Origin of the sequence: Streptomyces brasiliensis (genome assembly GCF_014647875.1) — a bacterium.
In the GTDB taxonomy this organism is placed as follows: domain Bacteria; phylum Actinomycetota; class Actinomycetes; order Streptomycetales; family Streptomycetaceae; genus Streptomyces; species Streptomyces brasiliensis.
In genome coordinates, this window is record NZ_BMQA01000018.1 from 108,074 (window position 1) to 124,424 (window position 16,351).

Annotated in this window: 15 protein-coding genes and 2 pseudogenes; 7 read left to right on the top strand and 10 right to left on the bottom strand. The window is 71.4% G+C overall.

Going from position 1 to position 16,351, the window contains the following annotated elements; all coding sequences use genetic code 11:
* Nucleotides 1-176: 176 nt before the first annotated feature.
* Both IEZ19_RS25705 and IEZ19_RS25710 read right to left on the bottom strand, forming a co-directional pair.
* Nucleotides 177-2,987 carry a helix-turn-helix transcriptional regulator gene (locus tag IEZ19_RS25705; protein WP_189313652.1) on the bottom strand — a complete coding sequence of 937 codons (2,811 nt, stop codon included), beginning with the start codon at nucleotides 2,985-2,987 and terminating at the stop codon, nucleotides 177-179.
* Nucleotides 2,988-3,146: 159 nt separating this feature from the next.
* Nucleotides 3,147-3,980: a helix-turn-helix transcriptional regulator gene (locus IEZ19_RS25710; RefSeq protein ID WP_189313653.1), complete on the bottom strand. Its 834-nt coding sequence runs from the start codon at nucleotides 3,978-3,980 to the stop codon at nucleotides 3,147-3,149.
* Nucleotides 3,981-4,115: 135 nt separating this feature from the next.
* On the opposite strand from IEZ19_RS25710, the gene IEZ19_RS25715 reads away from it, so the two are divergent.
* Nucleotides 4,116-5,786 (top strand): AMP-binding protein, encoded by a 1,671-nt coding sequence (locus IEZ19_RS25715; RefSeq protein WP_189313654.1) that lies wholly within the window; start codon nucleotides 4,116-4,118, stop codon nucleotides 5,784-5,786.
* On the top strand, nucleotides 5,783-7,390 hold the full coding sequence (locus IEZ19_RS25720) for an AMP-binding protein (protein ID WP_189313655.1): 1,608 nt from the start codon (nucleotides 5,783-5,785) through the stop codon (nucleotides 7,388-7,390). Before IEZ19_RS25715 ends, IEZ19_RS25720 begins: the two co-directional genes overlap by 4 nt.
* 207 nt (nucleotides 7,391-7,597) lie before the next feature.
* On the opposite strand, the gene IEZ19_RS25725 is transcribed toward IEZ19_RS25720, so the two are convergent.
* Nucleotides 7,598-8,299 carry a hypothetical protein gene (locus tag IEZ19_RS25725; protein ID WP_189313656.1) on the bottom strand — a complete coding sequence of 234 codons (702 nt, stop codon included), beginning with the start codon at nucleotides 8,297-8,299 and terminating at the stop codon, nucleotides 7,598-7,600.
* Between the two features lie 218 nt (nucleotides 8,300-8,517).
* Between IEZ19_RS25725 and gcl the strand changes: the two genes are divergently transcribed.
* Complete coding sequence (gcl, locus tag IEZ19_RS25730; protein ID WP_189313657.1) at nucleotides 8,518-10,302, top strand: glyoxylate carboligase; 1,785 nt, start codon at nucleotides 8,518-8,520, stop codon at nucleotides 10,300-10,302.
* 182 nt (nucleotides 10,303-10,484) lie between these two features.
* Here gcl and IEZ19_RS25735 read toward each other — a convergent pair whose 3' ends face one another.
* From IEZ19_RS25735 to IEZ19_RS25765, 7 genes and pseudogenes are all read right to left on the bottom strand, one after another.
* Nucleotides 10,485-10,724: a hypothetical protein gene (locus tag IEZ19_RS25735; protein ID WP_189313658.1), complete on the bottom strand. Its 240-nt coding sequence runs from the start codon at nucleotides 10,722-10,724 to the stop codon at nucleotides 10,485-10,487.
* Nucleotides 10,725-10,968: 244 nt separating this feature from the next.
* Nucleotides 10,969-11,150, bottom strand: a pseudogene (locus tag IEZ19_RS25740) (catalase-related domain-containing protein); the annotation flags it as partial.
* Nucleotides 11,151-11,152: 2 nt separating this feature from the next.
* A pseudogene (locus IEZ19_RS53570) lies at nucleotides 11,153-11,244 on the bottom strand (catalase); the annotation flags it as partial.
* 109 nt (nucleotides 11,245-11,353) lie between these two features.
* Nucleotides 11,354-12,247: a 2-hydroxy-3-oxopropionate reductase gene (locus tag IEZ19_RS25750; protein ID WP_189313660.1), complete on the bottom strand. Its 894-nt coding sequence runs from the start codon at nucleotides 12,245-12,247 to the stop codon at nucleotides 11,354-11,356.
* 40 nt (nucleotides 12,248-12,287) lie between these two features.
* Nucleotides 12,288-13,118 carry a TIM barrel protein gene (locus tag IEZ19_RS25755; RefSeq protein WP_189313661.1) on the bottom strand — a complete coding sequence of 277 codons (831 nt, stop codon included), beginning with the start codon at nucleotides 13,116-13,118 and terminating at the stop codon, nucleotides 12,288-12,290.
* Nucleotides 13,119-13,367: 249 nt separating this feature from the next.
* Nucleotides 13,368-13,871, bottom strand: a complete 504-nt coding sequence (locus tag IEZ19_RS25760) for a transketolase C-terminal domain-containing protein (protein WP_373297046.1) — start codon at nucleotides 13,869-13,871, stop codon at nucleotides 13,368-13,370.
* Entirely contained in the window at nucleotides 13,816-14,310 is a 495-nt protein-coding gene (locus tag IEZ19_RS25765) for a hypothetical protein (protein ID WP_189313662.1), read from the bottom strand. Before IEZ19_RS25765 ends, IEZ19_RS25760 begins: the two co-directional genes overlap by 56 nt.
* Nucleotides 14,311-14,624: 314 nt before the next feature.
* On the opposite strand from IEZ19_RS25765, the gene IEZ19_RS25770 reads away from it, so the two are divergent.
* The 4 genes from IEZ19_RS25770 to uraH all read left to right on the top strand — a co-directional run bounded on the left by IEZ19_RS25770 (nucleotide 14,625) and on the right by uraH (nucleotide 16,347).
* On the top strand, nucleotides 14,625-14,876 hold the full coding sequence (locus IEZ19_RS25770; protein WP_189313663.1) for a hypothetical protein: 252 nt from the start codon (nucleotides 14,625-14,627) through the stop codon (nucleotides 14,874-14,876).
* A 47-nt stretch (nucleotides 14,877-14,923) separates the two neighbouring features.
* Nucleotides 14,924-15,235, top strand: a complete 312-nt coding sequence (locus IEZ19_RS25775) for a helix-turn-helix domain-containing protein (protein WP_373297048.1) — start codon at nucleotides 14,924-14,926, stop codon at nucleotides 15,233-15,235.
* 199 nt (nucleotides 15,236-15,434) lie between these two features.
* The gene (uraD, locus tag IEZ19_RS25780) at nucleotides 15,435-15,944 is read left to right on the top strand and encodes a 2-oxo-4-hydroxy-4-carboxy-5-ureidoimidazoline decarboxylase (RefSeq protein ID WP_189313665.1); all 510 of its coding nucleotides are present in this window, start codon (nucleotides 15,435-15,437) and stop codon (nucleotides 15,942-15,944) included.
* Between the two features lie 7 nt (nucleotides 15,945-15,951).
* Nucleotides 15,952-16,347, top strand: coding sequence for a hydroxyisourate hydrolase (gene uraH, locus IEZ19_RS25785; protein WP_189313666.1), 396 nt, complete (start codon nucleotides 15,952-15,954; stop codon nucleotides 16,345-16,347).
* Nucleotides 16,348-16,351 lie beyond the last annotated feature (4 nt).

Here is a 16,351-nt window from a genome sequence, read left to right on the forward strand (position 1 = left end):
GGGATTCGCACGGGTGTGGGGGGTTGTCACGGGGGTCGCGGGACCGACCCCCGTATGCCCGGGCGAGCGGCACGCCCTTACGCTAGGACCCGGAACCCCGACTCCCAATGAGGGAACCCCCTAGGGGCGTAGGGCAGGGAAAACCCTCGGTCCGGGTCAGTAAACCGGCAGTGATCTCACTTCGTGCGACGCCCCGCCGCCAGTCGGACGATATCCACCCGCGAGCGGATCCCCAGCTTGCGGTAGACCCGGGTCAGGGTGGCCTCGACGGTCTTCACACTGATGAACAGGCGCGCGGCGATCTCCCGGTTGGTGGCGCCCTCCATGACAAGTCCGGCGACCTGACGCTCCATCGAGGCCAGTGCCTCGAGACCGTCGCGCCCGGCGGGAGCGGCGGCCGGCTGCGGCTCCGGTGCCATGCTGGCCTCCTCCACCTGGCGCAGCCACGGCAGCGCGCGGCAGCGGCGCAGCAGCCGGGTGGCCTCGTCGTACGACGCCTGTCCCCGGGGGCGCAGCCGGGCCAGCGCGAAGGCGGCTCGCGCCTCCTCCAGGCCGTAGCCCAGTGTGGCCAGCCGGTCCTGAGCGGACGTCAGCTGGGCGACGGCCGCCTCCTGGTCGCCGTGTGCGGCGCGCACCAGTGCCTCGGCCCGGTCCAGTACGGCGAGCACGCTCTCCCGGCCGAGCCGCAGCGCCTGCTCCCGCGTGACGTCGATGACGTCCTGCGCTTCGGCCGTCTCGTCGATCTGCACCAGCGCCTCGGCGAGGTCGCCGTGCCAGCGGCCGCGCGCCGGGTCGGTGACGCCGAGACGCACCTCCAGTTCGCGCACCCGGCGCAGCGAGCGGACCGCGCCCGCCGGGTCCCCGGCCACGAACTGCGCCTGTCCCAGCGCCCCCAGGGCACGGGAGAGGTACATCAGGTCGCCGTCCTCCTCGGCGTGCTCCGCCGCCTCCCGGGCCAGGGCCAGCGCCCGGTCCACGTCCCCGCCGGAGGCCTCCGCGATCGAGGTGATCATGGCGCAGGCCGTCTCGCCGATCCCGATGTCGCGGGCCAGCCGCAGGCTGTCGCGGGCCAGGTCCAGCCCGCGTCCGCAGTGTCCGGCGCGCAGCTCGACCTCGCCGAGGCTGCGCAGGAAGTGCACCTCGCTCTCCACAGAGCCGCGCCGCCGTACCTCGCGCAGCAGCGCGGTCATGGTCGCACGGGCCTCGGTGAGCTGGTCGCTCATGAGCAGCCAGCGGAACCGGGCGCTGCCCGCGCCGTTGTGGTGGCAGGCCACCTGAGGGTCCTGCGGCTCCTTCAGGGCGCGCTTGATGGTGGCCGGGGCGTTCGGATGGCCCATCAGGGTCTCGGTCTGGGCCTGGAAGGCCAGGGAGAGCAGTTCGGTACGACGGTCGCCGCCACGAGCGGCCAGCTCGGCGGCGTGCGCGGCGGCCTGGCGGGCCTCGGCGAAGTCGCCCTGCACGATCAGCCCGCGCCAGGCCAGCTGGTAGTGGACCAGCGCCAGCAGACGCGGGTCGTCGCCCGCGTCGGCCAGGGCCTGCGGGAAGACGCTGTCGACCTCGGTCATGGTGTGGCCGGCCGTGTCGATCACGATGATCCAGGCCCGCACCCGGTCCGCGGGCACGGTGGCCCGGGTCAGCACCTCACGGGCGATGTCCCGGGCGAGGTCGAGCTCGCCGGCCGTGATCGCGTCCTCCGCCGCCTGCAGCCGGCGCTCGTCCGGGCCGGGCGTACCGTCGGCGGGGGTGTGCCGGGTGGCGAGCAGGCCGAGTTGGGCGGCGACGGACGGCGCTCCCCGGTCGCGGGCCAGCGCGGCGGCCTCGGCGAGGTGGGCGGCGGCCTCCGGGTCGGTGCCGGTGGTGGCCAGGGCGAGATGGCGGGCCCGCTCGATCGGGTCGGAGGCCGCCGTGGACAGCGCGGCGTGCGCGGCGCGCCGCTCGTGGGCGGGTGCCTCGGCGTACAGCGCGGCCGAGATCAGGGGGTGCGCGAACCGTACGGTGGGACCGGCCGGGCCCTCGATGTCGGTTGCCAGCAGCCCGAGTTCGGCCGCCTGGGCGCACTCGGCCTCGGCGTTCTCACGGCCCGCCGCCAGCAGCAGCGCGGGGGTCGGCCGCGCGCCGGCGCTGGCCACCAGCAGGGTACGGCGGGCCTCGACCGACAGCATGTCCAGGCGGTTGAGCACCAGCGCGCGCAGCGAGGTGGGCACCGGCAGCGGCTCGCCCGGCCGGGGCGGGGTGGAACTCTCGGCGAGGGCGCGGCCCAACTCCAGTGCGAACAACGGGTTTCCGCCGCTGGTGCGGTGTATCTCGCGGATCGTGGAACGCGACAGACCGGTGTGCCCGCGGTGGTCGAGCAGTTCGGAGACCTGGGCGCGGGAGAGCGGACCGAGATGCAGGGCGGCGGTGTCCGGCGGGGACGCGCGTAGATGGCGGTCGTACTCCTGCCCCTCGGTCCGTACCGCGCACAGCAGTTGGACCGGGGTGCCGCCCAGGCGGCGGGCGGCGAAGCCGAGGAGTTCCGCGCTGGCCGGGTCCAGCCACTGCAGGTCGTCGGCGACGATCAGGACCGTGCCGTCGGCGGTGAGTGCGCGCAGCGCGGACAGCACCGCAAGGCGCAGCGCCAGGCCGTCGCGCTGGAGGATCGATTCGCCGCGGCCGGTGAGCGCCGACTCCAGGGCGGTGCGCTGGGCCGCGGGCAGCCGCGCGGAGACCCGGTCGAGGACCAGACCGAGCAGGTCGGCGAGCGCGAGGAAGGGCAGATGCGATTCGGACTCGGTGGCCGAGCAGCGCAACACGGTGTGCGCGGCCCCCGCGTATTCGGCGGCCAATGCCCGCAGGACGGTGGATTTCCCTATTCCGGCGGGGCCGTGGAGCAGCACACTGCCGCCCGAGGTGAGCTGCTCACGGGCGTCCGTGAACAGGTCCTCCCGGCCGATGACCAGGTCGGGGCGGCATCGAGCAGGCTCCTGGAAGTCCCGTCGCACGGTCACCGCTCCCCTCGTGTGTCGTGTCCGGGCCAAATTCTAGGCAATGATCCTTGAATTTCGGACGGTGAACGTGGTGAGGGAAATAACAGCGGTCCCGCGCAAGGATATTCACGCCGTCCCCAATGAAGGCTGGTCCGAATGAATGGACAAGGTTCCTTACGACTACGGCAGCAGCCCGGCCCTGCGGGCCGCCGCCACCGCCTCACCGCGGGTGTGGGCGCCCAGTCGGCGCATGGCCGAGCGCAGATAGCCCTTGACCGTCTCGGGGCGCAGGCCCAGGCGTTCCGCCACCGCCGCGTTGGTCGCGCCCGCCGCCACGCAGGCCAGGACGTCCAGTTCGCGCGGCGCCAGGCTCAGGCGGCCGCGCACCGGCTCCGGTGCAGTCAACAGCCCGCAGGCGGCGAGGAGTTCGGCCCGCAGGGCAGGGTCGGGGATCCTCGGCGCCAGGGCGCGCAGCGCCGCATGGGCCTCGCGCACCTGCTCCCAGGCCACACCGGCCGCGTCGGCGACCGGCTCGGGGTGAGCCGCCGCCAGCAGATCGCGGGCCTCGTCCCGGACCACCAGCGCCTGTTCCACGTCCCGCGCCACCGCCACCGCCGCGCTCAGCGTGCGGTCGCCCAGCGGCTGGGCCGCACGCAGGGCGCCGTACAGCACGCCGCGCACCCGGCGCCGTACCACCACCGGCACGGCCAGCACCGAGTGCAGGCCCTCCGCGGCCACCGGAACGTCGTACTCGTGGCTGATCTGCCGCGACGCCGAGTAGTCCGTCACCGCGCAGGGGCGGGCCAGCGCCACCGCCTTGCCGCCCAGGCCGTTGCCCGAGGTCACCGTGAGCGAGCGCAGGGCAGGCGTCGCCGTGCCGCTCAGCTCACTGATCCGCACCCGTGGCCGGCCGGGCTCGACCAGGCCGCCGAAGGCGACCGGGAGCCCCGTCGCGCGCCGAAGCCGGGCCAACGCGCCCTGTATCTCCACCACCCCCGAGCCGTTTGCTGCCACCTGTTCGCCCTTTCATCGCGGCTTCCGTGCCGTTCACACCCCCGTTCGGGGGTAGTGAGACCTGCGTCACGGATTACACGATGCCAGAGAGCCGCCCGGCAAGGTCCGGAACCGATCGACCAGGAATGGGGACAGATGACTACGGCGACGGAGGTGTTCCGCGGGGCCCGGGACTTCCTGTTGGAGCACCGCGACGACTACGCCACGGCCTACGAGGGCTTCTCCTGGCCCCGGCCGGAGCACTTCAACTGGGCCCTGGACTGGTTCGACGTCATCGCGGACGGCAACGACCGCACCGCCCTGCACATCGTCGAGGAGGACGGCGGCGAGACCAAGCTGTCCTTCGCCGAGCTGTCCGACCGCTCCGACCGCGTCGCGAACTGGCTGCGCGAACGGGGTGTGGGCGCCGAGGACCGGATCCTCGTCATGCTCGGCAACCAGGCCGAGCTGTGGGAGGCCGCGCTGGCCGCGATGAAGCTGCGTGCCGTCGTCATCCCGGCCACCCCGCTGCTGGGCCCCGCCGACCTGTGCGACCGCGTCGAGCGCGGCCGGGTGCGGCACGTGCTCGTGCGCGCGGCCGACACCGCCAAGTTCGACGAGGTGCCCGGCGACTACACGCGCATCGCCGTCGGCGGCGCCCCCGAGGGCTGGTCGGCGTACGAGGACGCGTACGCCGCCTCGGCCGGCTTCGCCCCGGAGGGGCCCACCGCGGCCGACGACCCGCTGATGCTCTACTTCACCTCGGGCACCACCGCCCGCCCCAAGCTGGTCGAGCACACCCACATCTCGTACCCGGTCGGCCATCTGGCCACCATGTACTGGATCGGCCTCAAGCCCGGCGACGTGCACCTCAACATCTCCTCGCCCGGCTGGGCCAAGCATGCCTGGTCCAATCTGTTCGCCCCGTGGAACGCGGAGGCGACCGTCTTCCTGCACAACTACACGCGCTTCGACGCGGCCCGGCTCATGGCCGAGATGGACCGGGCGGGGGTGACCACCTTCTGCGCCCCGCCGACCGTGTGGCGCATGCTCATCCAGGCCGACCTGACCCAGCTGCGCACCCCGCCGCGCGAGGCCGTCGCCGCGGGCGAGCCGCTCAACCCCGAGGTCATCGAGCAGGTCCGCCGGGCCTGGGGCGTCACGATCCGGGACGGCTTCGGGCAGACCGAGACCGCTGTGCAGGTCTCCAACAGCCCCGGCCAGCCCCTCAAGACGGGCTCCATGGGACGGCCCAGCCCCGGCTACCGCGTCGAACTCCTCGACCCGGTCTCCGGCGCCCCCGGCGCCAGCGAGGGCGAGATCGCGCTCGACCTGTCGGACCGCCCGGTGGGTCTGATGACGGGCTACCACGGCGACGCCGACCGTACGGCCGAGGCGATGGCCGGCGGCTACTACCGCACCGGTGACGTCGCCTCCCGCGACGAGGACGGCTATCTGACCTACGTCGGGCGCTCCGACGACGTCTTCAAGGCCTCCGACTACAAGATCAGCCCCTTCGAGCTGGAGAGTGCGCTGCTGGAGCACGAGGCGGTGGCCGAGGCCGCCGTCGTGCCCGCGCCGGACGAACTGCGCCTGGCCGTGCCCAAGGCGTACATCGTGCTGGCCGAGGGCTGGGAGCCGGGCTCCGACACCGCGAAGGTCCTCTTCGAGCACTCGCGCGAGGTGCTCGCCCCCTACAAGCGCATCCGCCGCCTCGAGTTCGGTGAGCTGCCCAAGACAGTGTCCGGCAAGATCCGCCGGATCGAGCTGCGCGAGGCCACGGCCCAGGGCTCGGCGGACGAGTACCGCGAGGAGGACTTCCGGTGACCGAGGCGTCGTACACCCATGGCACGAGCGGCACCACGCTGCTCGGCGACACGATCGGGCAGAACCTGGACCGCGCGGTCGCGGTCTGGCCGGAGCGCGAGGCACTGGTAGACGTGCCCTCCGGACGGCGCTGGACGTACGCCGAGTTCTCCGCCGACGTCGACCGGTTGGCGTACGCGCTGCTGGCGAGCGGGGTGGCCAAGGGCGACCGGGTGGGCATCTGGGCGGTCAACTGCGCCGAGTGGGTGCTGGTGCAGTACGCCACCGCCCGGATCGGCGCGATCATGGTCAACATCAACCCGGCGTACCGCACCCACGAGGTGGAGTACGTCCTGGGCCAAGCCGGGATCTCCCTGCTGTTCGCCTCGCTCAGTCACAAGACGAGCGACTACCGGGCGATGGTCGAGCAAGTGCGGGGCAAGTGCCCGCAGTTGCGGGAGACCGTCTACATAGGTGACGCGAGCTGGGAGGCGTTCACCCGGCGGGGCGGCTCGGAGCGACGGGCCGAACTCGACGCGCGCCAGGCCGAGTTGTCATGCGACGACCCGATCAACATCCAGTACACCTCGGGGACGACGGGCTTCCCGAAGGGCGCCACGCTCTCCCACCACAACATCCTCAACAACGGATACTTCGTCGGCGAGTCGGTGGCCTACAGCGAGCAGGACCGGATCTGCATTCCCGTGCCCTTCTACCACTGCTTCGGCATGGTGATGGGCAATCTGGCCGCCACCTCGCACGGCGCGTGCATGGTCGTCCCGGCCCCGTCCTTCGAGCCGAAGGCCACCCTGGAGGCGGTCCAGCGGGAGCGGTGCACGTCCCTCTACGGCGTCCCGACCATGTTCATTGCGGAGCTGAACCTGCCCGACTTCGCGACGTACGACCTCTCCACCCTGCGCACCGGGATCATGGCGGGCTCGCCCTGCCCGGTCGAGGTGATGAAGCGGGTGGTCGCGGAGATGCACATGGCCGAGGTGTCCATCTGCTACGGCATGACCGAGACCTCGCCGGTGTCCCTGCAGACCCGGATCGACGACGACCTGGAGCACCGTACGGGCACCGTCGGCAGGGTGCTGCCCCACCTCGAGGTCAAGATCGTCGACCCGGTCACCGGAGTCACCCAGTCCCGGGGCACCGCGGGGGAGCTGTGCACCCGTGGCTACAGCGTGATGCTCGGCTACTGGAACGAGCCCGAGAAGACCGCCGAAGCCGTCGACCCCGGGCGCTGGATGCACACCGGGGACCTCGCGACGATGCGCGAGGACGGGTACGTCGAGATCGTCGGCCGGATCAAGGACATGATCATCCGGGGTGGCGAGAACATCTACCCGCGCGAGATCGAGGAGTTTCTCTACGCCCACCCGAAGATCAAGGACGTACAGATCGTCGGGGTGCCGCACGAGACGTACGGCGAGGAGGTGCTGGCCTGCGTCATTCCGCACGACACGGCGGACCCGCTGACGCTGGAGGAACTGCGCTCCTACTGCGAGGGCCGCCTCGCGCACTACAAGATCCCGAGCCGCCTGCAGATCCTCGAGGCGTTCCCGATGACGGTCTCGGGGAAGGTGCGCAAGATCGAACTGCGGGAGCGGTACGGAGCGTAGCGCTGCGCGGCCTCACGGCCCCCGGTCACCCATGCGGGGCCGGGGGCTCGGCGCGCCGGTGGGGTCGGACTCGCGTGTGCCTCGGGCCCCGGCCGCCGGCACGCCCGGCCGGGGACTCCGCCGCGGTCTGGGCGTCTTCGTGATGTGTCCGGTCCGGGGCGGTGGCCTCCGGGCGTCGCTGGGGCCGGTGTGTTGCCGCGTGGCGGGTCATGCCTCCCGGCGTCGGCCGTCGGCGCCGGTCGCGTTCAGGTCGTCGGCGTGGGTGTTCACCGGCTGGGGGGTGCCCGTGAGGTCCAGGACGAACAGGGGGACGCCCAGGGAGTCCGCTCCTGTGCGGGCGTCGTCGGCGCAGCCGGCCAGGGAGAAGTAGGCGCAGCCCGCGGCCTCCGTCATCGCCGTGAGCCACAGGCACTCCACGTCGCGCAGCGAGGCGGGGCGGACCGGCGGGTCGACCTGGGCCAGCAGGCCGCGGGCTGCGAGGCCGATGCCGGACGGGGGCCGCTGGTCGGCGCGGCGGATGTCCCGGTAACGCAGATACAGGGCTGCCGCGGTGACCGCGTCGCGCGCGGTGCGGATCGTCACGGGCTGGAAGGCCGGGCGCGGCGGGGCCTCATCGACGGGCTCGGGCCCCGCCTCCGGCGCCGAGGCCGCTCCCGCGACGGGGATCCGCAGGACCGCCCCGCACGGGCAGCCCAGCTCCGGGTACGGCCACGGGACCCGGCGTCCGCAGGCGGCGCAGCGCACGGTGACCCAGTCCTCGTCCCAGCTGCGGTGCGCGAGCGCGGTCGGCGCGGCTCGCCGGTCCAGCGCCGGGGAGACCGGGGCGCCGCACGCGCAGGGGTACGACGGAGCGGCGTACAGATGCTCGCGCCGACAAGCCGGACAGCGCACCGGCACGCTCTCGGACATGGCCTTCTCCAAGGCGTCTCTGCAAGGCGTTTCCGCGGGACAGCGGACCCATCGTGCTCCTCTCGAGCCCCGGTTGGCCGTCTCTTGACGGCCTTTGCCCATCCACTTACATTGATTCCAGATAGTAGAAACTAGATTCCGCAATCCGGAAAAGCTAGAAGTAGTTACCGCGGGGCGCGACGGGAGTACGCATCCGACACCCGAGGCAGGAGTACTCGATGGCTCGTATGACCGCTGCCCGCGCGGCAGTTGAGATCCTCAAGCGCGAGGGCGTCACCGACGCGTTCGGTGTGCCGGGCGCGGCGATCAACCCCTTCTACGCGGCACTCAAGGCATCCGGAGGCGTCGATCACACCCTCGCCCGCCATGTCGAGGGCGCCTCGCACATGGCCGAGGGCTACACGCGCACGCACCCCGGCAACATCGGCGTCTGCATCGGCACCTCGGGCCCGGCCGGCACCGACATGATCACCGGCCTGTACTCGGCCACCGGAGACTCCATCCCGATCCTGTGCATCACCGGCCAGGCGCCGACCGCGGTGATCCACAAGGAGGACTTCCAGGCCGTCGACATCGCCTCGATCGCCAAGCCGGTCACGAAGATGGCGGTCACCGTCCTGGAGGCCGCGCAGGTCCCCGGCGTCTTCCAGCAGGCCTTCCATCTGATGCGCTCCGGCCGCCCCGGTCCCGTCCTCGTCGACCTGCCGATCGACGTGCAGCTCACGGAGATCGAGTTCGACCCGGAGACGTACGCGCCGCTGCCGGTCTACAAGCCCGCCGCGACCCGCCCGCAGATAGAGAAGGCGCTCGCACTGCTCAATGAGTCGGAGCGGCCGCTGATCGTCGCGGGCGGCGGGGTCATCACCGCCGACGCGGCCGAACTCCTCGTCGAGTTCGCCGAGTTGACCGGAACCCCGGTGGTCCCGACCCTGATGGGCTGGGGCGTCGTCCCGGACGACCACGAGCTGAACGCGGGCATGGTCGGCCTGCAGACCTCGCACCGCTACGGCAACGCGACCTTCCTGGAGTCCGACTTCGTCCTCGGCATCGGCAACCGCTGGGCCAACCGCCACACCGGCAAGCTGGACGTCTACACAGCCGGCCGGAAGTTCGTCCACGTCGACATCGAGCCCACCCAGCTCGGCAAGATCTTCGCCCCCGACTACGGCATCGCCTCCGACGCGAAGGCCGCGCTGGAGCTGTTCGTCGAGGTGGCACGGGAGTTGAAGGCCGCGGGCAGGCTCCCCGACCGCAGCGCCTGGGCGGCGTCCGCGCAGGAGAAGAAGGCCACGCTCCAGCGCCGTACGCACTTCGACAACATCCCCATCAAGCCGCAGCGCGTCTACGAGGAGATGAACAGGGCCTTCGGCCCGGAGACCCGCTACGTCAGCACGATCGGCCTCTCGCAGATCGCCGGCGCCCAGATGCTGCACGTCTTCCGGCCGCGGCACTGGATCAACTGCGGCCAGGCGGGCCCGCTCGGCTGGACGATCCCGGCGGCGCTGGGCGTGGCGAAGGCCGACCCGGAAGCCTCGGTCGTCGCGCTCTCCGGGGACTACGACTTCCAGTTCATGATCGAGGAACTGGCGGTCGGCGCCCAGCACAAGATCCCGTACGTCCATGTCCTCGTCAACAACTCCTACCTGGGCCTGATCCGCCAGGCACAGCGAGCCTTCGACATCGACTTCCAGGTCAAGCTGGAGTTCGAGAACATCAACTCGCCCGAGCTGGGCGTCTACGGCGTGGACCACGTCAAGGTCGCCGAGGGCCTGGGCTGCAAGGCGATCCGCGTGACGGACCCCGACGACCTGGGCGCGGCCTTCGAACGCGCCAAGAAGCTCGCCGCGGAGCACCAGGTGCCGGTGGTCGTCGAGGCGATCCTGGAACGCGTCACGAACATCTCGATGTCCACGACGAACGACATCGGCAATGTGGTGGAGTTCGAGGAGATCGCCACGGAGCCGGGACATGCGCCGACGTCGATCAAGACGCTGAAGGTCTGACAGGCCGGAGACGCGAAGGACGGCCCGTCCGGAAGGATGGGCCGCTCTGTGTTGTGCAGGCGCGCGGCGCCGTACAACAGGGGCCGCGGGGCCGTGTCGATATGCGGCTCCGCCGCGTGGGCGCGACGGGCCTCGACGAACCCGCACCCGGCAACGAACAGAACCCGGCGGATCGGATCCCGTCACTCCTCAGGGTGCTCAGAAAGTCCCGGCCACTCGTCCGGCCCACCCCCCTGCCATTCGATGAGATCACTCTCCTCGACCTCGATCCGGTCGAGGTCGGCAAGTCGCAGGATCTCGATGACGTCATCCAGGTGGGAAGCGATCCCCAGGGTCACGTCACCTTCGGTCACCCGGCGGGAGCCGTCGAGCGCAGGCGTGTGCACCACGATGTGCGGGAACTGGGGTGATGGCTGCGTCATGTCTAAAGCCTCCTTCGGAGCGGACGCTTCCGCACTCCGAAGGAGGCTATGGACCGTAGTGGGGCTGGGACCGCGGCGGGTGCGACGGACCGGGAACGTCCTTCCCTCGGGTCGGGAAGGGGACCCAGGTCCTTCACCACCGCACTGGCTCGCACGCCGCCGCGGTCCTCGCCCTGCCCGCACCGTGTTCCGGGCGGCCACCCTCATCCGGGCTGCCGGGCCGGACACGGCCGGGGGCCTGTCGGTCCTCGCGCGGGGCGTGGACCGCCTCTTCCGCGCGCCGACCGGAGTCGGGCCGGCGACGTGGAAATGGGCCAGGTTCTTCTCGATCACGTCGTCGCGGGAGACCTGCGCGAGGCCGCCGGCGATGTCCGCGACCGGACGCCGCTTCTCGTCCTCGGACATCAGCCGGTACGGCTCGCCGGCTGATTGCCCTCTTCCGTACAGAACTTGAGGGCGAAGCCGCGCGGGTCGCGGACCGCGTCCGCGCGCCGAGGTTGTCGGTCACGGTCGAGAAGGGTGATCGGACGGTCGACAGTTTGCCGAAGTGGATTCCGGGCCGCGGCGCCGCCTGGGCGCGACAGGACAATTGTCGGCGGCACGGCGGCCCGGAAGTCTCTGTGGATGCGTCAGCACTGGGCGCCGGAGAGGCGCTCCACGGCCCGCAGCAGGGCGGAGTGGTCGAGGCCGCCGTCGCCCTGCGCGCGCAGGCTGGCGACCAGCTGGGCGACCACGGCGCCCACCGGCAGGGCCGCGCCGACGTTACGCGCGGCGTCCGTGACGATGCCCATGTCCTTGTGGTGCAGGTCGATGCGGAAGCCCGGCTCGAAGTCGCGGTTCAGGAAGTTGTCCTTCTTCCGCGTCAGCACGGTGGAGCCCGCGAGCCCGCCGTTGAGGACGTCCAGGGCCGCCGTCAGGTCCACGCCGGACTTCTCCAGGAAGACCACGGCCTCGGCGCACGCCTGGATGTTCACGGCGACGATCAGCTGGTTGGCCGCCTTCACGGTCTGGCCGGAGCCGTGCGGACCGCACAGCACTATGGTCTTGCCCAGCGCCTCGAACAGCGGCTTCGCGGCGTCGAAGTCGGCCTGCTCGCCGCCGACCATGATCGACAGAACCGCCTCGACGGCACCGGCCTCACCACCGGAGACGGGCGCGTCCAGGACGTGGATGCCCTTCTCCGCGGCGGCCTTCGCCAGGTCGACCGAGGTCTGCGGGGTGATGGAGGACATGTCGATCAGCAGGGCGCCGGAGCGCGCGTTCTCCAGGATGCCGTCCGGGCCGTAGGCGATCGCCTCGACCTGCGGGGACGCGGGCACCATCGTGATCACCACATCGGCGTCACGGACCGCCTCCGCGATCGACCCGGCCGCGGTGCCGCCGGCGGCGGCCAGGCGGTCCAGCTTGTCCTGCTCCAGGGTGTAGCCGGTGACGTCGTAACCCGCCTTGATCAGGTTCTCGGACATGGGCGAGCCCATGATGCCGAGGCCTATCCAGGCGACCTTGGGAAGGGTGCTGCTCATGGTCGGTGCCTCTCTCAACTGCTGTGCAATGTCAGGGGGGTCAGCGGGACTCGCGCTGAAGCCACTCGAAGGCCTCGGAACTCGGCCTGTCGCCCGGCTTGTACTCCAGGCCGACCCAGCCGTCGTAACCGGCCTTCCGCAACTGGTCGAGCAGCTCCTCCAGGGGGAGCGAACCGGTCCCCGGGGCGCCGCGGCCGGGGTTGTCGGCGATCTGCACATGACCGGTCCAGGACGCGTACCGCTCGATGACCGAGGGCAGGTCCTCGCCGTTCATCGACAGGTGGTACAGGTCCATCAGGAACTTCGTGTTCCCCAGCCCCGTCGCCTCGTTGACCTCGTCCACGACCGCCACCGCTGCCGGTGCCGACACGAGCGGGTACAGCGGCGACTCAGGCTTGTTGAGCGCCTCGACGAGGAGGATCGCGCCGATCCGGTCGGCGGCGCGGGCCGCGAGGACCAGGTTCTCCAGCGCGAGTTCGTCCTGCGCGGCCGGATCGACGCCGTCGACCCGGTTGCCGTACAGGGCGTTGAGCGCCTCGCAGCCCAGCGAGGCGGCGAAGCCGGCGGCGACGTCGATGTTGGCGCGGAAGCGGTCCGACTCCTCACCCGGGATCGACAGGGCGCCGCGGTCGGGGCCGGGAAGCTGTCCGGCGTAGAAGTTCAGGCCCGTGAGCTGGACGCGCGCGTCCTCGACCGCCTTCTTGAGCGCGTCGAGGTCCGCCTGCTCGGGCGTCGGGGAGTCGACCCAGGGCCACCACAGCTCGACCGCCGAGAAGCCCGCCGCCGCGGCGGCCGCGGGGCGCTCCAGGAGCGGGAGTTCCGTGAAGAGGATCGACAGGTTGACGTTGAAGCGCTGGTCTGCGAATCCCATGGGGCCCGCGCTCCCTTCCGTGGATCGTGTTTTCCATATTACGGAAGTTGCTTTCTGCGTAATGGAAGATTGCAGGCGCGGTGAGCGTGTTGTCAAGAGGGCCGGGAGGAAACGGCACGGGTGCGGACATGCCGCCGCCCCGCTCCCGGTGAACGCGGGAACGGGGCGCGGTGACAGGTCCGCGCGGGCTTCGGACGTACGTCCGTGCGGGCGGCGGCGGTACATCCGTGCAGGTGAGCGCCTATGCCCTCATGACCGCAGGAACCGGCTGATGTGCAGCCGCATGTCCGCGCTGCCGAGGTCGTGCGCGACGGCGTGCCGGCGCGGGGTGCCGTAGCCCCGCGCCTCGTCCCGGGCCACGCCCAGCGACAGCAGCCGGTGCGGCCGGTCGCCCAGCGCCTCGGCGACCTCCCCGGCGGACGTGCCGGCCAGATACGGTTCGGCGAGGACGACGTCCGCGTCCGCCTGGTCGGTCAGCGCCGCGCGCAGCGTCGCGGCGTCGAAGGGGCGCACGGTGGCCGCGTACGGGACGGTGACGTCGAGGCCCTCGGTGGCCGCGAGGGCCGTGTCGGCGAGCGGACCCACGGCGAGCACGGTGGCCGCCCCGCCCCGGCGCAGCACACGGAAGCCGGGGCCGCCGTCCGGCGCCAAGGGCCGCGCGTCGGACTGGTTGGACAGCCGGACGTACACCGGGTCGTCACCGCGGGCCGCCGCCCGCAGCTGGGCCTCGGCCTCGTCGGGGTGGCCCGGCACGTGGATCGTCCACTCGGGGAGCGTGGCCAGCAGGGCGACATCGCCCGGGGACTGGTGGTTCCGGCAGCCCGGCCTTGATCTGCCGGAGCACGGCGCGCAGCGGGGCGTGCCGGTCCTCCAACCGGCTCGGCGTCATCGTGGCGCCGGCCGCGAGGAGCGCGCGGATCCCGTCAGGGCCGGCGAATCCGGCGACCGCCCGTTCACCGTCCGCGTGGTGTTGAACGCGGGAATCTCCGGCTGTCGGCTGCCGCCCTTCCTTGAGCAGCATGAAATACGGCCGGCGCACCAGCCCTGTGTCGAGCAGATCGAGAATTTCGGCCTCGTCGACCAGGCCGTCGACGGAGGACGCCTTTTTGAACAGTCCGTGTTCCTTGTTCCAGTAGGTGCCCGGCAGATCCGCCTCGTCGATGAGGCGGGCGAGCGGATGGTCAGTGCCCACGGCCGTTCCTTCATGCTCAGCTGCTGAACGGAGGACATTCCGGGGTGGCCGGTGCCGGCCCCGGAATCAGCCCTGGATCACATTCGAATTCTCCGTCCGGGTGGAGAGCCGATTGCTTTCGGGGCGGCGTCGAAAACGGGTCAACGGAAACATTGCGGCCCTCCGGTGGCGGTCCAGCGCTGATATGGCCTCGCCCAGGGAATGCGCGAGAATTCGATCGAGTTCCGGGCGAGTGGAATTCGAGTAATCGGGGAAACCGGGGTCTGTTAGGGTCCTCCCGAAGTGACCGGGGCGAGCGATGCCATGGGGGCACAGTGCGTTTGCGAGTGGAGTTCACGACGGAACCCTTCGATCTGGACGAGGCTCCGGCGCACGCGCTGGCCGCCCGCGAGGTCATCGAGGCGGCCGAGCTGGACGCGGTCGACGTCGGCCCGTTCGGCAACACCGCGGAGGGCGGCGCCGCCACCGTGCTCGGCGCGGTCGACACTCTGCTGCGCAAGTCGCTGGCGGCCGGTGCCACCCGGATCTCACTGCAGGTCAACGTGATCGGGGAGGGCGACAATTGACCGGGGACGAGCCTTTCATCGCGGCCGTGAAGCCGCTGGTCGACGCCATGGGCGGGGAGATGCTGCCCCCGGACGAGGCCGGTCCTGACGACGTCGTGCTCGCCTGGGAGGGCGCCGACGCCGTCGCCGTACGTCTGCCGCAGCTCGCCGACTCCCTCGACCACATCCTGGCCGCCATGGAGCGCAAGCGGGGCAAGCCGCTGGCCGACCTGGACCGCAAGGCCAAGCAGGAGGTCGTACGGATACTGGAGGCGCGCGGCGCCTTCTCCGTACGGCACGGCGTGGAGACCGTGGCCGGCGCCCTGGGTGTCAGCCGCTTCACCGTCTACAACTACCTCAACCGTGAGAAGGGGGCCTGATCGAGGCCGAGAAACGGCCCAGGTCAGGGCCCTCATCGGGACCCTCCCCGCAGGTACGCGACAGCCGCCGTCCGCCGTCCGGACAGCGGCCTTTTGTCATCCCGAATTTTCAACAAAGTGTTGACGCGAAGTTCTGGACGGCGTTAGCTGACCGCAGCCCGTTCAGCACCCAAGGCCGCTCGCGGCCACGGAGGCCCCCGTGACGACGACTTCCACGCCCCCGGGCCTGGCCCGGTTCAATGGACTCGAGGAGCCCGCGGCCCTCGCCGCGCTCCACGAGGCGTGCGCCTCCACGGCGTGGGCCCGGCAGCTGCTCACCGGCCGCCCCTACGCCACCGCCGACGACCTCTACACCGCCGGCGACGCCGCCATGGCCGAGCTGACCGGCGAGGACCTGGCGGAGGCGATGGCCGGACACCCGCCGATCGGCCGTCCCGAGCCGGGCGACCCGGCCTCGGCCCGGGAACAGCGCGGCATGGCCGGCGCCTCCGCGGAGCTGAAAGCGGAGATGCTGGAACTGAACCTGGCCTACCAGGACAGGTTCGGCCACGTCTTCCTGATCTGCGCCACCGGCAGAACCGGCGAGCAGATGCGGGACGCGGTCAAGGAGCGGATCGGGAACTCGCCCGAGCAGGAGCAGGAGATCGTGCGCACCGAACTGGGCAAGATCAACCGTATCCGGCTCGCCCGACTCGTCGAAGAGGACTGACGCAGCCATGAGCACCAGCACCACCGCCTCGGTGTCCACGCACATCCTGGACACCTCCGCCGGCCGCCCCGCCGAGGGCGTCGCGGTCCGACTCGCCGCCCGCAGCGGCCGCGACGCGGACTGGCAGGCGCTCGGCGGCTCCGCGACCGACGCGGACGGGCGGTGCAAGGACCTGCCGGCCCTGCCGGAAGGGACCACCCAGGTACGGCTCGACTTCGCCGTGGAGCCGTACTTCGAGAAGAAGCAAGCCGATGCGCAGCAGGACGCCCCCGCGAATCGGGACAGCGGACAAGGCGTGTTCTTCCCGGAGGTGGCGATCACGTTCGCCGTCGTACCGGGCGAGCACTACCACGTACCGCTGCTGCTCAACCCGTTCGGCTACTCCGTTTACCGAGGGAGCTAGCTAA

Excerpts from the sequence above, each read along its gene's own strand:
- IEZ19_RS25715 (WP_189313654.1), top strand. The coding sequence starts at position 4,116 with ATGACTACGGCGACGGAGGTGTTCCGCGGGGCCCGGGACTTCCTGTTG.
- IEZ19_RS25725 (WP_189313656.1), bottom strand. The coding sequence starts at position 8,299 with ATGTCCGAGAGCGTGCCGGTGCGCTGTCCGGCTTGTCGGCGCGAGCAT.
- gcl (WP_189313657.1), top strand. The coding sequence starts at position 8,518 with ATGGCTCGTATGACCGCTGCCCGCGCGGCAGTTGAGATCCTCAAGCGC.
- IEZ19_RS25735 (WP_189313658.1), bottom strand. The coding sequence starts at position 10,724 with ATGACGCAGCCATCACCCCAGTTCCCGCACATCGTGGTGCACACGCCT.
- IEZ19_RS25750 (WP_189313660.1), bottom strand. The coding sequence starts at position 12,247 with ATGAGCAGCACCCTTCCCAAGGTCGCCTGGATAGGCCTCGGCATCATG.
- IEZ19_RS25755 (WP_189313661.1), bottom strand. The coding sequence starts at position 13,118 with ATGGGATTCGCAGACCAGCGCTTCAACGTCAACCTGTCGATCCTCTTC.
- IEZ19_RS25775 (WP_373297048.1), top strand. The coding sequence starts at position 14,924 with ATGGGCGGGGAGATGCTGCCCCCGGACGAGGCCGGTCCTGACGACGTC.
- uraH (WP_189313666.1), top strand. The coding sequence starts at position 15,952 with ATGAGCACCAGCACCACCGCCTCGGTGTCCACGCACATCCTGGACACC.